The organism is Candidatus Neomicrothrix sp. (genome assembly GCF_035329545.1).
Lineage (GTDB): Bacteria > Actinomycetota > Acidimicrobiia > Acidimicrobiales > Microtrichaceae > Microthrix > Microthrix subdominans.
This window is the reverse complement of record NZ_DAOLGP010000001.1, coordinates 61783-78023: the sequence shown is the minus strand read 5'-3', so window position 1 is coordinate 78023 and position 16241 is coordinate 61783. Positions and strand designations below refer to the sequence as shown.

Sequence of the window (16241 nt, the reverse complement as noted above, 5' to 3'; positions counted from 1 at the left end):
CGTGGCGAAGCGAGGAGGCGAGGTCAGGTCAGGTCGGTATCAGGCCAGATCCACAGACGTACCCGAATCCAGACCTCCTCGACGACCAGCAACGCAGCGACCACCGCCAGGCACAGTCCCCACTGGTGCCAGGTGAGCCCGACCGTGTCGAAGATGCGCTGGAGCACCGGCACCTCGACGACCGCCACCTGCATGGCGCTGACCGCCGCGATCGTCAGCCACAGCGCAGGGTTGGTGAGCGTGTGGCGGCGGAACACCCCTCGGCCGTCGGACCGGACGATGAGCGAGTTGACCAGCTGCGCAAACACAAACGTGGTGAAGGCCATCGTCGACGCCAGCAGCGCGTCGGCGCTGCGGTATCGGATCAGCACCCAGATGATCGCGGCCGACATCACGGCCGTGGTCGACAGGATTCGGCGGAGACGCGTGTTGGTCAGGATCGGCTCGGTGCGGCCCAGTGGGCTGCGCTTCATCACGTCCGGCGCCGGCGGATCGACACCCAGGCTCATCGCCGGGGGGCCGTCGGCGATGATGTTGACGAACAGGATCTGGATCGGGCTGAACGGAATGGGCAGGTCGAGGATCCGAGCGGTGAGGATCGTGGCGACCGCCGCCAGGCTGGTCGTCAGCTGGAAGCGCACGAAGTGCACGATGTTGGAGCGGATCGCCCGGCCCCCCTCGACCGCTGCGACGATCGTGGCGAAGTTGTCGTCGGCCAGCACCAGGTCGCTGGCCTCCTTGGTGACCTCGGTGCCGGTGATGCCCATCGCCACACCGATCTCGGCCCTGCGCAACGCCGCCGCGTCGTTGACCCCGTCGCCGGTCATCGCCACGACCTCGTCGTTGGCCTGGAGGGCACGCACCACCCGCACCTTGTGCTCGGGTGACACCCGGGCGCACACCGAGATCGCCTCGATCCTGCCGGCCAGCTCGTCGTCGGTCATGTCGTCCAGATCTGCGCCGGTGACCACCTCGCCGTCGAGGCCGAGCTGCCGACCGATCGCCGCGGCGGTGGTGGCGTGATCGCCGGTGATCATCTTGACGGCGATGCCGGCGTCGCGGCACTCACCGATGGCAACGCCGGCCTCCTGGCGGGGCGGGTCGAGGATTCCGACCACACCGTAGAGCACCAGGTCGTCGAGCTCGTCCTCGGGATCCCCGTCCCAGTCGGCCGCCAGGTCCCTGCCTGCAATGGCCAGCACCCGCAGGCCGTCCGCGCCCAGGGCCCGCATCACCTCGGCGATCTCCGCGCTGCGGGCCTCGTCGAGGTCGGCGATGCCGCCGGGGACGAGCAGCGAGGTGCACCGACCGAACACCACGTCGCTGCCCCCCTTGACCGCCAGCAACCGCCCGGAACCGCCGAAGGGGTCCTCGGTCACCGTCGCCATCAGCTTCCGGGTCGAATCGAATGGCAGCACCGCCAGGCGGGGCCACTCGGCCCGAATCGTCTCGGCGGTCACCCCCGCCTTGCCGGCGAGCACAATCAGCGCACCCTCGGTCGGATCGCCGACCAGCTCGTGGACGCCGTCGGGACCGGTCCGCAAAACTGCATCGCTCGCCAGGGCGGCAGCGGTGACGAGGCGATGCATCGTGTCGGTGTCGGGCGGATCGATCGCCCCGACGGGGCCATAGCCCAGCCCATCGATCTCGTAGGTTCGACCGCCGCACCAGGCGTGCGTGGCCGTCATCTGGTGCAGGGTGAGCGTGCCGGTCTTGTCCGAACAGATCACGGTCGTTGAGCCGAGCGTCTCGACAGATGCCAGGCGCTTGACGATGGCATTGTGTTCGGCCATCCGTCGCACGCCGAGGGCGAGCGTGACCGTGACGACGGCGGGAAGCCCCTCGGGGATGGCGGCAACCGCCAGCGCCACGCCACCCAGGATCGCCTCGGCAAAGGTGTCGCCCCGCAACATGCCGACGGCGATGACCAAGGCGACCGCGACGCCGGCGATCAGCGCCAGGCGCTTGCCCAACCGCTCGAGCTCCTGCTGCAGGGGGGTCAGCCCGGCCTCGTCGGCCGAGATCATGCCCGCCAGCCGCCCGAGCTCGGTCGCCATGCCGGTCTCGGTGATCAGCAGCTCGGCGGTGCCGCGCACCACCGTCGTGTTCATGTGACCGATGTTGGATCGATCGGCAAGCGCCACGTCGCCCTGGCCGTCGACCCGATCGGCGGGCAGCGGGGCCGCATCCTTGTCGGCGGGAACCGACTCACCGGTGAGGGTGCTCTCGTCGACAGACAACGAGGTGGCCAGCACGAAGCGACCGTCGGCGGGGATCCGGTCCCCCGGCTTGAGAAGCACCAGATCACCGGGCACGACCTCGGCGGACGCGATCTCCTCGATCGAGCCGTTCCGCCGTACCCGCGCCTGGGTGGTCAGCATGCTCGACAGCGCTTCCATCGCCTGGTCGGCCCGCTGTTCCTGGACGAAGCCGAGCAACGCGTTGATGACGACGACCACCCCGATCACGATCGGGTCCTTGAAGTCGCCGACCGCAGCCGAGATGACCGCAGCCCCGAGCAAAAGCAGGATGAGCACGCCGCGAAACTGGTCGAGCAAGCGCTTCCACCAGGGCCGCTTGGGTTCGCCCACCAGTTCGTTTGGGCCGGTCAGTTCCCGCCGCCGGTCAGCCTCCACGTCGCTCAGGCCCCGCTGAAGGTCGACGTCGAGCTGGTCGGCCGACTCGGCCAGATCGAGGCAATACCAGGGTGACCGAGGCTCGACGAAGCGACCCTCGGTTGGCCCAGCGGCATCGATCGTCGGCCGGGAGGCGGGAGGTGTCATCGGGAGTCCATCAACAGGTCGGTTTCGTTCGTCGCCATGGCCGTCGTCGACCGGGTGTTCGGGCGTCGCTCGTCGGAGCAGAGACCGTCCCGACCCGCATCATACCGGCACCCACCTGCTGTCGTTCAGGCGTCCTGGGCTACGTTGCCTGGCAGCGGCAGCGCCCCCTGGCCACCGCCGACCGCCGCTTCTGTCGCCCAAACGCTCAGCCATGGACCGCTCGCTGTGACCTGCCCACACTGCCACGCCGATACCCTCGATGATGCCCGGTTCTGCACCCACTGCGGGGCGACGCTCAACGCTTCGGCCCCGGGTGTGGGCGATCGGTCGCAGACGCCCGGGGGTGTTCGTCCGACCGCCGGGAAAAGCGCAGGCCGGGACGCAAACCAGGACGTGGGCAACCGAGCTTCAGCTGACGACGAAGGACCGCTCGTTGTTCAACGGCGACGCCGCTCCGAGGTGCCCGCCGCGGACGGATTGGCGAAGACGGACGCCGTCGATGTGGTGACACCTCCTCGACCGCCGCAGGAAGACGGAACGTCGACCCAGGTCAACCCGCAAATCGACCCGGCCGGATCGCAGCCGCCGGAATCGCCGTCGGCGCCGACCTCGCCCACCGGGGGCACACCGACCTCGGTCACGCCGGGCATTCCCGCCGCTCCGTCGGCCTGGGACCAGCCGGACGGCGGGGCGGCGACGGCGGTGCACGACCTGTCGAGCCCGGAGCCGCCCCGAGCCGCCGCGAAGCCGCTTCCCGCGCCCGCTCCCAGCAGCGTCTGGTCGGCCCCTGCACCGCTGGCGGCGCCACGCCGGGTGCAGCCGCCGTCCGAATCCGGGTCGACGCCGGGGTCGGGGCGCTGGGCCAGGGTGGTCGCCGGGGTGGTCTCGGTGTGGCTACCGGTCAGCGCTTTGATCTACGTCGTACTCGACCAGGGCAAGCTGCTCGAGCGGTCAGGGCTTGAGCTGGTCGCCATCGCAGCACCGACGCGACTGTCGTGGGGTGTCTGGTCTTCGACCGCAGCGCCGCTGGCGTGGACGGTATCGCTGCGGGCGCTGGCGCTACTTGCCGGCTTTGGGGCGCTCGTCATCCTCGCCGCATGGATGGCCCGCAACCGCAAGGCGATGCAGATCGGCCTGATCGCGACCGGCGCGACCGTGCTGACCTTCGGGGTCGTCCAGCTCGTGTGGTTGATCGTCGGGCTCGACCTGATCACCGGTCTGACCGTCGGCCAGGAGATCCGCCAGATCTACGTTCCCGCCGGCGTCAGTATCGCGGTTGGCGTGCTACTCGCCTGCCTGGCACCGGTTGCCAGCCGGTCCAAGCACTGAGGAGCCGCTCAGGCACCCCGGATCAAGGGATTCTCAATTTTTAAATCACTTTCACCCTTACGGTGAAAAGGTTATGTTGAAGGTCGGTCACCAAGCTCGCACCGAGGAGGCCCATCATGACGTGCCCACTGATCATCGGCCCATACCACCCACCCAAGACCTTCCAGCGCTACCCGTCGGCACCGGCCGGAGCGTTGCTGGTCGCTCACCTCCGACGCAATCGCTTCGAGGTGATCCTGCCCGCAACCGAGCCCGGGCTACTCAAGGCTCTGCGTCTCGGCGTCTACTACGTCGTTCGCCGCCACAGCGGCATCAACGAAGATGTCCATCATGCCCTGACGCGTGACATCGAGGTGGAGTTCAAGTTCAAGTACTCCTTCACGCTGGAGCTGAGCAACGAGGCCCAGCCGAAGCCCAACGGCCGGCGTACCGCCGGCGATGTGAAGGACGCATCCAACGCGCTGAAGGAGAACGCCATCGAGGCGGTGCGCTACTACAGCGAGCACGCCGACCCGGTGGTGCTGTTCCGTGCGCGCCTCCGCCAGAAGCTCAACGAACTGGCACGAGAGCACTCGAGGCCCGACATCGGCGAGCTCTACGACCGGGTGCTCGGGCTGAAGCAGTCCGGCTGTAAGGACTTCACCGAGACGCGAGGCATGAAGGTGTGCCTCGAACAGTTCAGCGTCTCGGTGCAACCGAGAGGCTTCGGCACGGCCGCCTGAAGGCGGAAACACCGTCGCAACACCCTTTGTGCCAACAGGACGAGGTCCGGAGGCCCGATAGCCTGCGGCTCCGTGGAACCGCAGCGACCGTTCGTTATCGGGATCGCCGGAGGGTCGGGTTCGGGCAAGACGACGGTCACCCGGTCGATCGTCGAGGCCGTCAACCTCGTCAACGTGACGATGCTCACCGTCGACAGCTACTACTTCGACCAGTCCGACCGGCCGATGTCGGAGCGGGCACAGGTCAACTACGACTCCCCCGCTGCGTTCGAGTGGCCACTCGTCTTCGAGCACCTCAACCGTTTGCGATCGGGCGTTGCGGTCGAGGTGCCGGTGTACGACTTCACCACCCACACCCGGTCGTCGATCACCGAGCCTGCCCACCCCGGAGCGGTGATCGTCGTCGACGGGATTCTCGTGCTGCACGACCCCGACCTGCGAGAACTGCTCGACCTGGCCGTCTATCTCGACGTCGACGACGACCTCCGCTTCATCCGGCGGATGGAGCGCGACGTGACCGAGCGAGGGCGAACGACCGAGACGGTCGTGCGCCAGTACCTGACCACCGTCCGTCCCAGCCACGTACAGTTCGTCGAGCCAACCCGACGTTTCGCCGACGTCATCATCCCTCACGGTGGACGCAACACTTCGGCGATCTCGATGCTGGTGGCGCTGATCCGCGAGCGGGTGGCGTTGGCGACCACCGAGCCCAGCACCGGCTGACACCTCGTGACCGAGACGCTGTTCGCGTTCCGAGACGTGATCGTCGCCAGTGGGGTCGTCCAGCGGCTTGCGCTGGGGATGGCCGACATCGCTCAGGGCGGCATCACCGTCGTCTCGGGGCCTTCCGGCGCTGGTAAGTCCACGATGTTGCGGTGTTGCAATCGGCTCGTGGTGCCGTCGTCCGGGACGGTCACCTACCGGGGCGTCGACGTCGCCGACTGGGAGGCCCGAGCGCTCCGACGCGACGTCGGCATGGTCTTTCAGCGGCCGATCCCGTTCCCCGGCACGGTTGCCGACAACCTGCGCACCGCGGTTGCGCTGAGCGACGACGAGGTGTCGTCGCTTCTGAGATCCGTGGCGCTCGAGCCATCGATGGCCGATCGTGAGGCCACCGGGCTGTCGGGAGGCGAGGCGCAGCGGATGTGCCTGGCCCGGACGCTCACCACTCGGCCGTCGGTCCTGCTCGCCGACGAGCCGACATCCAGCCTCGACCCCGAGGCGACGGCCCACCTCGAGACGCTGGCACTCAGCCTGGCCCAAGGCGGCACCACCCTGGTGTGGGTGACCCACGATCCCCAACAGGCCGAGCGGCTGGCCGACCACCACCTTCGACTCGGCCCGCCTTGATCGCCCAATCCGGCGCCACCGAGCCGACGACGTGGGGTCTGGCAGCATCGGCGATCCTGGTGGCCCTTGCGCTGGCGGTATCGGCCTGGCGACGGCTCGGTGTGGAGCGGTCGCTGTTGTGGGCTGCGCTACGCGCAGCGGGCCAGCTGGCGCTGATCGGCGGGGCGCTCACGCTGGTCGTCGGCGACGGCGCGCCGCTGGCGTGGAGTTGGTGCTGGCTGGTCGCCATGGTGCTCTTCGCTGCGATCACGGTTCGCCGACGTGCCCCCGAGGTGCCCGCAGCGTTCCCCCTGGCCCTTATCGCCTTCTCGACCACGACGATCATCTCACTCGGTGTCCTATTCGGTGCAGGGATCTTTCCGATGACGTCGCGCACCATCGTGCCGCTGGCCGGCATGGTGATCGGCAACTCGTTGTCTTCGACCGTCCTGGCCGCTCGTCGCACGATCGAGGAGCTTCGAGAACAACGCGACCGGGTCGAGGCACGGTTGGCGCTGGGCCTTTCGGGCCGCCAGGCCGTCCAGCCCCAGTTGCGAGCCGCGTCACGAACGGCCCTCATCCCCCAGATCGAGACGACCAAGTCGGTGGGGCTGGTCTTTTTGCCCGGGGCGATGGTCGGATTGATTCTGGCCGGAGTGGAGCCGGCGGCCGCGGTGAGGGTGCAGCTGGCGGTGATGTACCTCATCCTCGGTTCGGTGGCGGTGACGACGACCGTGATGGCGATCGGGTTGAGCACCCGGTTGATCACCGCCGACGATCGCCTGGTGGAACTCCCGCCGGCCGAGTGAGATCGTCAGCCGGCGACGTCGACGATGACCACCTCATCGTCGGTTGCGTAGGCCAGGCGCCGGTCGCCGAGCGACTGCACCCCGAACCGGCAATCGTCCGCCACCAGCGGTCCGGAGCCCCCTTGGGGGTTGTCTGCATCGACGAGCACCAGCTCGCCGGTGGCGTAATAGCAGATGGCCAAGGTGCGGTCGTCGAGCACCGCCAGTCCGGAGGGCACCCGGGTGTCGGTCCAGGAGGCCACCTTCTCGGAACGGGCGGCGGTCAGGCGCAACAGCCGCTCAGGGTTATCGCCCGGGGCGTTGTCGGCGACCCACACCGTGTTCTTCCCATCGGTCCCCAGCGCGAATGGGTTGTTGAGCCCCGTGGCGAACGGGCTGGCCTCACCCGAATCGTTGACGACGAGCAGCTTTCCGTTGGCGGTGTCGGGCAGCGGACTCGACTCGGAGTCGAGCAGGTCGCCGACCCCGACCACGAGCGTGTCCTGTTCGGCGGTATCGCCGCCCAGCACGGCCAGACGGCCACCGTTTGATCGCTCCGCAGCAACCGGCCCGTCCCAACGACGGGTGAGCTTCCCCGGGGAGCCGGCGACCTCGTCGATCACGAGGTGGCCGTCGGTGGCTGTGTAGGAGACGAGCAGGGTGCCCTCGGTGTCGATGGCGAGATCGAGCAGTCCGCCCTGTTCCAGATCGGTGTCGAGGTCGTCGACGGTGAACAGCGCCTCGGCCTCACCCGAGTCCGGGTCGACCTTCGACACCCGTCCGCTGAGACGTTCGCCGACAAACAGTTGACCGTCTTCGTCAACGGCCAACGCCGTCGCCTCCTCGGCCGGAAACCGCGCCACGACCTGCGAGGCCAGCTCGGCCGGATCGCCAGACGGCTGAGGTCCGGAATCGGCCGTAGAATCCTCCGTCGAGGAGCAGCCCACGGCGAGGAGCACGAGGCCTGCCGCCCATCGGCCTGTGCGATGTCGGGCACCAGCGGCCACGGACCGCCGTCGGCTGGCCAACGTTCTCACTCCCCACTCCTCCGATGTTCCATCGATGCTCCCGGGCGACCTTCTCGCCCACCAAGGCAACCTATCGGGCCGAGGCCCGGCACGGCATCGAGGGTGGCTCGCCGGGACCGATACCGTGGCATGGGTGTCACCGCCTACGCCGCTCCGCTTCACCGTCTCCCGACCCCTGGCAACCGGTGCCGCCGCCGTTGCGGCCTCGGGGTCGCTTCGGGTGCTGCCCGGACGGGTCCCGGGCGGTGCGGCGCGCTGGCAGCGCACCAACCACCGGGCCGAACCGGTCACCCTGCTCGGAGGCCCGGCGGCGGTCATCGGGCTGGCCTCCGGCGTGATGGTGGGGACGGTGATCGCAGGCGACGCTCCGGCGAGCGCAACGCCCGGGTTGGTCGCCGTCGTGGGGGCGGGCCTCGCCGGCGGTCTCGATGATCTGTTCGGCGTCACCGACACCAAGGGGATCGGGGGGCATCTCCGGGCATTGGCCCGTGGCGAGGTGACCACCGGGGCGGTCAAGACCGTCGCCATCGGCGCCGCCGGCCTGCTGGCCGCCACCCTGGGATCCCGTGGCCGATCCCACCCGCTGGTCGTGGCGGCGGACGGCGCACTGATCGCCGGTTCTGCCAACCTGATCAACCTCTTCGACCTCCGGCCGGGCCGGGCACTCAAGGTTTCACTCCTCGTCGCAACCGCTTTGGCGGCCGTCCCGGCGCAGCGTCAGCCAGGCCCCGAGTCCGGCGCGGTGATCGGCACGGCGCTCGGGCTGCTCGGCGACGATCTCGCCGAGCGGGCGATGCTGGGCGATACCGGAGCCAACGCACTCGGGGCGGCACTGGCGGTCGACGCGGTTCGTCGCTGGTCACCCAGGGCCCGCCACCTCGCGCTGGCCGGCGTGATCGCCACCACCCTGGCCAGCGAACGGGTCAGCTTCACCAAGCTGATCGCCGACACGCCCGTGCTCAACGCTCTCGACCAACTCGGCCGACGCAATGCACCATCGCTGGGGGGCACATCATGAACGACGAGCACGGCACGAACGAGGAGCAGGTCATCAGCGCAACGAAAGCTCCTGCAGGCCTGGCGACGATCGCACTGCGCCCGGCCGTCGCGCTGCTCGTCGAGGGACCGGCCTCGGTCGGTGAGCTCGTCGCCGCCAGCGGTATCTCGCGGCGGGGTATCGAGGCGCTGCTCGCAGGTTTGACGACCGCCGCCGGCGATGAAGAGGCCACACCTGGCCTGAGCCTCGCGGACGACCGCTGGGAGCTCTCCGACCCGTTGCGGGCCGAGCTGATCGAAGGCTGGGCACTCGACGGGCCCTCGGAATCAGGAGCCTTCACCGACCCGGAACTGCACACCCGCTTCGAGGCCTGGTCGCTCGGGCTGGACGCACCGCGTCGGGATCTCGATCACCGCCCGGCCACCCACGACGGCGTAGCCGCCCGCCTCGACGTGCTCGACCGCCACCTCGATCTGCGGGGCGCCCACGTGCTCGTGCTGGGCGGACGCGACCTCGACGCCCACGCGCTCGCCGCCGACGGCCGGGCTGAAGAGGTGGCCGTCGTCGACGTCGACGACTCCGTCCTCGCGACCCTCGGGTCGACCGGCCTGGACGGGCGCGGACCGCTGTTGCGGTGGTGTGACGTGCGGGTTGGTCTGCCCCGATCGCTGGCCGACTGGGCCGACCTGGTCATCGTCAACCCGCCCTTCACTCCGGAGGGCATGGCCGCGTTCCTCGCCGTCGCCACCGATGCGCTGGCGGGGCCCGACGGGCGGGTGGCGGTGACCTACGGTTTCGGCGAGACCCGTGCGACCCTCGGCTGGCAGGTGCAGCGCGAGATGATGCGCGCCGCCTTCGCCATCTCGGCCATGTGGCCCGACGTCGTCACCTACGCAGGTGCCGAAGCGATCGGCGGCCGCGCCGACCTGTATCTGCTCGCACCGACCGGCCGCGAGGGCACCCAGGGCGAGGCGGCCGAAAACCTCTACTCCCAGGGTCCGGCCGCTGCTCGTTCGGCGATCGAGGCCGACTCGGCGCCGCTGAGCGCCGCCACCGAGGAGGCCGGACCGGACGCCCAGGTGATCGGGGTCCGGCGCTTGATCGGTGGCGACCAGGCGCCCAAGCTGCGCAGCGGAGCGGTCCCGGTCGTCGACCTGCGCGGCGATCCGGGGGCATGGTTGCCCCGAGCCCTCCTGGCGCTGGCGGCGCCCTCTGCGGTGCTCGTGTGCGACGTCGACACAGCCGACCGCAGCGCCGATCCCGAGCAGCGGGATACGACCGGAGGCCGCGGCTGGGTCGAGGCCCACCTGTCGAGGTGGTGGCGCCTCGAACCGGCCCAGCGGGCGGTAGCGGGGGCCGACCTGCTGGTCGCCCGCCGAATCGACGGCGAGGCCCCGGCCTCACCTGCCGGCCCGCCGCTGGTCGGACGCGGGCATGCCAACCCCCGCAACGTGATCGCCGAGTGGCTGACCCGGTCTTCGGAGATCGATCCCCCACCCACGCGTCGCCAGGCCCGGGCCGCAGCGAGCGACCACCTCGCCTCGCTCGGTGCGACGGTGCGTCCCGGTGACTCGCTGCTCGACCTTCCCCTCGATCGGATCGCAGCGCTGCTCACCGACCCGGCACCGGCGTCGAGCTGACACCACGGGGGTCCGGCGGACCCGTTGGGACTCAGGGGAGGCGGTCGAGCGCAGCGGTCAGGTCGGCGACCAGGTCGGCCGCATCCTCGATGCCCACCGAACAGCGCACCAGCGAGGCGGGCACCTCGAGGGGCGAACCGGCTGCGGACGCGTGCGTCATCCGACCCGGATGTTCGATCAGGCTCTCGACTGCGCCGAGCGACTCGGCCAGCGTGAACAGCTCGGTGTGGCTGACCACCTCGAGCGCCGCCGCCTCGCCGCCTCGACACTCGAAGCTCACCATGCCGCCAAACCCGGACATCTGCCGGGCGGCCACCCGGTGGGTGGGGTGGCTCTCCAACCCCGGGTAGCGCACGCGCTCGACCTGCGGGTGGGCCTGGAGCGCCTCGGCGATCACGGCGGCGTTGGCGCTGTGCCGCTCCATGCGGACGTCCAAAGTCTTGAGGCCCCGCAGCACCAGATAGCAGTCGAAGGGCGAGGGCACCGCGCCGACGGCGTTCTGCAGGTAGCGCAGCCGCTGGGCCAGCTCCTCATCGGAGGTGGCGACGATGCCACCGACCACGTCGGAGTGGCCACCCAGGTACTTGGTGGCGGAGTGCACGACGACGTCGGCGCCGTGCTCCAAAGGACGCTGGAGCGCCGGGGTGGCGAAGGTGTTGTCGACCACCAGGATCGCCCCGTGGGCGTGGGCCACCTCGGCGATCGCCGTGATGTCCAGGCAGGTGAGCAGCGGGTTGGTCGGCGTCTCGAGCCACACCATCGTCGCATCGTCGGGCCAGTTGGCCTCCAGCTTGCCCGGGTCGGTCAGGTCGAAGGCCAGGTGATCGCGGCCTTCGACGGCATGGACCGCCGAGATCAGCCGGTACGTGCCGCCGTAGGCGTCGTCGCCGAGCACGATCCTGCTGCCGGGCGCAACCAGCCGGAGCAGTGCGTCCTCGGCCGACAGCCCCGAGGCGAAGGCCACCGCATCGGTGCCTCCCTCCAGGCTGGCCAGGCAGGCCTCGTAGGCGACGCGCGTTGGGTTGCCCGTGCGGCCGTATTCGAAGCCGCCCATCAGCTCGCCCACCTCGGGCTGGGCGAAGGTGGTGGCCAGGCTGATCGGGGTGACGACCGCGCCGGTGATCGGGTCGTGGGGCTGGCCGGCGTGGATCGCCCGGGTGGCGAAACCGTGGGCCCGTCCGGGCGTGGCGTCAGTCGACATGGCGATCTCCTCCCAGGTCATCCCCAAATTCGAGAAACTCCAGCACGTCGCTGCGGGTCAGGATGCAACAGGGCCTGCCGCCGCCCAGCACGAGGAGGGCGGTGGCGGTGCGAAGCTGCTCGATCGCCAAATTGACCTCCTGGCCGATCCCGATCGTCGGCAGGCTGGGGCCCAGCACCGACTCGACCGGTAGGTCCAAGGTGGCCCGATCGTCGGCGGCGGCCCGCATCAGCACCAGTTCGTCGACGGAGCCCATCACCTCGGCGGCGGCGAAGGGCGGCGTGTTCTTGCATACCGGCAGCTGGCTGATGCCGTTGGTGCGCATCACGTCGATCGCCTCCCGCACCGGCTGCTCGGGGTTGACGTACAGCAGGTCGCGCGGCCCGCCCGAGCGCTCGATGGCGTCGGCCAACGTCGGCCCGGACGACGTCGTGAACCCGAAGTTGGCCATCCAGTCGTCGTTGAACACCTTGGACAGGTAGCCCCGCCCCGAGTCCGGGTTGAGGACGACGACCAGGTCGTCGGGCCCGGCCGCGGCGGCCACCCGCAGGGCTGCGGCCACGGCCATGCCACCCGAACCGCCGACCAGGATGCCCTCGGTGCGGGCCACCCGTCGGGCCATCGAGAAGCTGTCGGCGTCGGACACGGCGATGATGCCGTCGTAGAGGTCGGTGTTCCAAGCGTCGGGGAAGAAGTCCTCGCCGACCCCTTCGACCAGGTAGGGCCGCCCGGAGCCACCGGAGAACACCGACCCTTCGGGGTCGGCTGCGATGATCTGAATCTCGGGGTTCTGCGCCTTGAGGTACGTCGCCACGCCGGTGATCGTGCCGCAGGTGCCGGCGCCGGCGACGAAGTGGGTGATGCGCCCCTCGGTCTGTGCCCACAGCTCGGGGCCGGTCGAGGCGGTGTGGGCGGCCGGGTTGGACGGGTTGGCGTACTGGTTGGGCCGATACGCGTTGGGGGTCTCCTCGACCAGCCGCTCGGCCACCGAGTAGTAGCTTTCGGGGTCCTCGGGTGCCACCGCCACCGGGCACACGACCACCTCCGCCCCGTAGGCGCGGAGCAGATCGACCTTCTCGGGAGCCACCTTGTCGGTCATGACGAAGATGCAGTCGTAGCCCCGTTGGGCAGCGACGATCGCCAGGCCAACGCCGGTGTTGCCGCTGGTCGGTTCGACGATCGTGCCACCGGGAACCAGCTCGCCGGCGGCCTCGGCGTCGAGGATCATCTGCAGCGCCGGACGATCCTTGGTCGACCCGCCAGGGTTGGTCGTCTCCATCTTCATCGCCAGGGTGGCGGCCAGGCCTTCCTCCTCGGACAGGCGGCCGAGCCGGACCAACGGGGTGTTGCCAAACAGCTCGAGCACCGAGGGGGCGACGCCCGCCGGGAGGTCGGTCGACTCGGCATCGCCGGGTCGCTCGGTGGAGCTCATCGGCTCGGTGGAGCTCACGCAAGATCCTCGGTCATCGGGCACAGCCTGCCACCTCGGGCTCGATCCGACCCACCCCGATTCGAGAACGACCCGGCCTCAGAAACGCAGGCTGATGGCGACGATGCCCACCATCAGCGCGGTGAGACCGAGGAAAACCGCTCCCAGCGTGGCCACACCGACCAGCGAGCGGTCCATATCCTCGGCCGAGGCGCCCGACACGTTGAGTTCCGAGCCCGCCGCACTGGTCTTGCCCTCCTTGGCCGAGCGGGTCACGCTCACCTTGTCGAAGGCGTCAGACGTGACCGAACGCAACGGACTGGCCATCAGGATCGCACCGATCGCAACGGTGAGCAGCATTCCTACCAGGAGACTCCGTCGGATCGTCACGGCATGTCGCTCCAGCTGCTTGTACACGTACCTCTGACGATACCTCACTGGAACGCCAAGGCAAGGGGCTGTGGGCGATCTCGCACCGCACCGCTGTCGATTTCGCACTCCGTGCCCAAGCCCCGCTCCGTTTTCGATGCCGGTTACCGAGCAGTGCTGTTCCCTAGGATGAGCGGGTGGAGCCAGGTCGACTCGACGAATTAATCGACGACCTTCGCAGCCGTGGCGGCAGGGTGACGGCGGCACGGCGGCTGGTGCTCACCGAGCTCGCCACCGACCCAGGCGCACACATCAGCGCCGAGGATCTGGCCGATCGGCTCCAGGGCGAGCATCCGGAACTCCACCTGGCCACCGTCTACCGGACGTTGCGGACCCTGGGCGAGGTTGGGCTGGTGCAACACGTCCACCTCGGTCACGAACCTGCGGTGTACCACCTTGCCGAGCACCATCACGGACACGTGCAGTGCAGCGGGTGCGGCCGGGTGTTCGGCGTGGATCAGGCGGTGATCGATCGCCTGCGCAGCGACCTCCTCGCCACCCACGACTTCGAGATCGATGAGCTGCACTTCGCCCTCACCGGCCGCTGCGACGCCTGCCGGAGGAACGCCCAGGATTGATGGTTGTTGAGGAACCCCGTGCGTCCGACCGCCACGCACCGGCTGGAGTATCTGCTCACGGGCAGGTCATGCGGGCGATCGCCGGGGCCGGGTCGTTTCGGACGCCCTTGCGCCACGAGTCCAGGTAGGGCTGAGGGGCGAGCTTGCCCCTGCGGTTCTGCCAACCGGTTCGACAAGCGGGCGACAGCCCGAAGTGCAGGTGGCAGCCGGTGCCCTTGGCGTTGCCGGTCCCGGGTCTCGATCTCCTCGACCACCGCACCGGTGGGGGCCACCACCGCCGTGCCGCACGGGGCGAACATGTCCGCCGCCGGGTAGTGATGGTGAGTACGGGCATAGCGGGTGGCCGACGACTTCACCGGGAAGGCAAACGCCGGTGGGGGCGTGGTCGAGCAGCCACATCCGCCGGCCAGCAGCCGACAGCGCCGATCGAGATGGCCCAAACCAGCAGGGCGCTACGACCCCGGCGGGGCTGCCCCGGCACTCGAACTCGACGATGCCGCGTCCACATGGCGTCAGCCCTTGCGGGCGTTGAGGAGCTGGGTGACCACCTTGCCGTCGGCCTGGCCCTTGGTCGCCCGCATCACCTGACCCACGAAGAAACCGGTCACCTTCTGGTCGCCGCCGCAGAAGCGGGCCCACTCGGCGGGGTTGGCCTCGATCAGCCCGTCGACGATGCCTTCCAGCTCGGAGGTGTCCATCGCCTCGAAACCGGCAGCCGCTGCAACCTCGGCTGGATCGCCGCCCTCGGCGACCAGCGTGGCCAACACGGTCTTGGCCTGGGTGGCCGACAGCTTGCCGTCGATCTCCATGCCCACCAGCTTGGCGAACGCAGACGGGTCCAACTCGGCGGAGCGCTCGTCCGACAGGTTGTGCTCGGCGTGGGTGAGCGCCCGCCCGGCATCGGCCCCGGCCTCGATCGCAGCCAACACCAGGCCGTCCAACCCACGCTCGACCACGATGGCGACCCCTTCGCCGCCACCTCCCGTCGCCCCGACCAGGCGGGCCCGGCGGGCGGCGGGCAGGACGGGCAGCTCGGCCCGCACCCGCTCGATCCACTCGTCGCCCGGGTCGCACGGCACCAGGTCGGGATCGGTGAAGTAGCGGTAGTCGTCCGCCTCCTCCTTGACCCGCAGGGTGTGGGTGCGGCCGTCGTTCTCGTTCCAGTGACGGGTCTCCTGTCGCACAGTGCCACCGCCCTCGATCAGGTCCACTTGACGGGCGGCCTCGTAGTCGACCGCCCGGCCCAACGAGCGCAGCGAGTTGACGTTTTTGATCTCGCAGCGGGTGCCGAGGGTGTCGGATCCCTGGGGGCGAACCGACACGTTGCAGTCCACCCGCATCGAGCCCTCCTCCATCTTGCCGTCGGACGCGCCGACCGCCACCAGAATCGACCGCAGCTCGGACACGTACGCCCGGGCCTGATCGGCGTCGCGCAGGTCGGGCCGGCTGACGATCTCAAGCAGGGGCACGCCGGCCCGGTTGTAGTCGACCAGCGAAGATGAGGCGCCCTGAAGCCGACCGGTATCGCCGGCGTGGGTCGACTTCCCGGTGTCCTCCTCCAGGTGGGCTCGTTCGATGCCGACGTGCTTGCCGGAGGGCAGCTCCAACCAGCCGTCGATGTCGATCGGCTGGTCGTACTGGCTGATCTGGTAGTCCTTGGGCAGGTCGGGATAGAAGTAGTTCTTCCGGGCGAACACCGAGCGCTGCACCGTGCAGTTGAGGGCCAGGCCCACCCGGATCGCCAGCTCGACCGCCTGTTCGTTGAGCACGGGCAGGCTGCCCGGCAACCCCAAGGTGAGCGGGTCGATGTTGGTGTTCGGCGCAGCGCCGAAGAGCTGGGGTGCAGCGGAGAACAACTTGGTGGCCGTCGCCAGCTCGGCGTGCACCTCAAGGCCGATGACGATCTCCCACTTGGACAGGTCCACCGTGGTGCTCGACGGAGCCGGAATCGTCATCGATGTGCCCGTCGTTGATCCGGCGGTCGTTGC

Annotated in this window: 14 protein-coding genes; 8 read left to right on the top strand and 6 right to left on the bottom strand. The window is 69.5% G+C overall.

Going from position 1 to position 16241, the window contains the following annotated elements; translation table 11 throughout:
* Positions 1-23: 23 nt before the first annotated feature.
* Positions 24-2783 carry a cation-translocating P-type ATPase gene (locus PKD89_RS00390; protein ID WP_289011285.1) on the bottom strand — a complete coding sequence of 920 codons (2760 nt, stop codon included), beginning with the start codon at positions 2781-2783 and terminating at the stop codon, positions 24-26.
* A gap of 225 nt (positions 2784-3008) precedes the next feature.
* On the opposite strand from PKD89_RS00390, the gene PKD89_RS00385 reads away from it, so the two are divergent.
* The 5 genes from PKD89_RS00385 (at position 3009) to PKD89_RS00365 (ending at position 6972) form a co-directional block, all read left to right on the top strand.
* Positions 3009-4112: a zinc ribbon domain-containing protein gene (locus tag PKD89_RS00385; RefSeq protein ID WP_289011284.1), complete on the top strand. Its 1104-nt coding sequence runs from the start codon at positions 3009-3011 to the stop codon at positions 4110-4112.
* Between the two features lie 116 nt (positions 4113-4228).
* Positions 4229-4834, top strand: coding sequence for a hypothetical protein (locus PKD89_RS00380; protein ID WP_287376940.1), 606 nt, complete (start codon positions 4229-4231; stop codon positions 4832-4834).
* A 72-nt stretch (positions 4835-4906) separates the two neighbouring features.
* Positions 4907-5557 carry a uridine kinase gene (gene udk / locus PKD89_RS00375; RefSeq protein WP_289011283.1) on the top strand — a complete coding sequence of 217 codons (651 nt, stop codon included), beginning with the start codon at positions 4907-4909 and terminating at the stop codon, positions 5555-5557.
* Between the two features lie 6 nt (positions 5558-5563).
* Entirely contained in the window at positions 5564-6184 is a 621-nt protein-coding gene (locus PKD89_RS00370; protein WP_289011282.1) for a phosphate ABC transporter ATP-binding protein, read from the top strand.
* Entirely contained in the window at positions 6181-6972 is a 792-nt protein-coding gene (locus tag PKD89_RS00365; RefSeq protein WP_287389664.1) for an ABC transporter permease, read from the top strand. Before PKD89_RS00370 ends, PKD89_RS00365 begins: the two co-directional genes overlap by 4 nt.
* Before the next feature lie 5 nt (positions 6973-6977).
* Here PKD89_RS00365 and PKD89_RS00360 read toward each other — a convergent pair whose 3' ends face one another.
* Positions 6978-7814, bottom strand: coding sequence for a PQQ-dependent sugar dehydrogenase (locus PKD89_RS00360; RefSeq protein ID WP_289011281.1), 837 nt, complete (start codon positions 7812-7814; stop codon positions 6978-6980).
* Between the two features lie 298 nt (positions 7815-8112).
* On the opposite strand from PKD89_RS00360, the gene PKD89_RS00355 reads away from it, so the two are divergent.
* Positions 8113-8997 (top strand): hypothetical protein, encoded by an 885-nt coding sequence (locus PKD89_RS00355; protein WP_287376953.1) that lies wholly within the window; start codon positions 8113-8115, stop codon positions 8995-8997.
* A complete protein-coding gene (locus PKD89_RS00350; RefSeq protein ID WP_289011280.1) occupies positions 8994-10616 on the top strand; it encodes a bis-aminopropyl spermidine synthase family protein in 1623 nt (540 codons plus the stop codon). Before PKD89_RS00355 ends, PKD89_RS00350 begins: the two co-directional genes overlap by 4 nt.
* 31 nt (positions 10617-10647) lie before the next feature.
* Here PKD89_RS00350 and PKD89_RS00345 read toward each other — a convergent pair whose 3' ends face one another.
* From PKD89_RS00345 to PKD89_RS00335, 3 genes are all read right to left on the bottom strand, one after another.
* A complete protein-coding gene (locus tag PKD89_RS00345; protein WP_287376957.1) occupies positions 10648-11817 on the bottom strand; it encodes a cystathionine gamma-synthase in 1170 nt (389 codons plus the stop codon).
* On the bottom strand, positions 11807-13267 hold the full coding sequence (locus tag PKD89_RS00340; RefSeq protein WP_287389667.1) for a cystathionine beta-synthase: 1461 nt from the start codon (positions 13265-13267) through the stop codon (positions 11807-11809). The genes PKD89_RS00345 and PKD89_RS00340 overlap by 11 nt, the downstream gene beginning before the upstream one ends.
* A gap of 78 nt (positions 13268-13345) precedes the next feature.
* A complete protein-coding gene (locus PKD89_RS00335) occupies positions 13346-13606 on the bottom strand; it encodes a hypothetical protein (protein ID WP_287376963.1) in 261 nt (86 codons plus the stop codon).
* Between the two features lie 206 nt (positions 13607-13812).
* Between PKD89_RS00335 and PKD89_RS00330 the strand changes: the two genes are divergently transcribed.
* Positions 13813-14253 carry a Fur family transcriptional regulator gene (locus PKD89_RS00330; RefSeq protein ID WP_287389671.1) on the top strand — a complete coding sequence of 147 codons (441 nt, stop codon included), beginning with the start codon at positions 13813-13815 and terminating at the stop codon, positions 14251-14253.
* 512 nt (positions 14254-14765) lie between these two features.
* Here PKD89_RS00330 and gatB read toward each other — a convergent pair.
* Entirely contained in the window at positions 14766-16208 is a 1443-nt protein-coding gene (gene gatB / locus PKD89_RS00325; protein ID WP_289011278.1) for an Asp-tRNA(Asn)/Glu-tRNA(Gln) amidotransferase subunit GatB, read from the bottom strand.
* Positions 16209-16241: the final 33 nt, after the last annotated feature.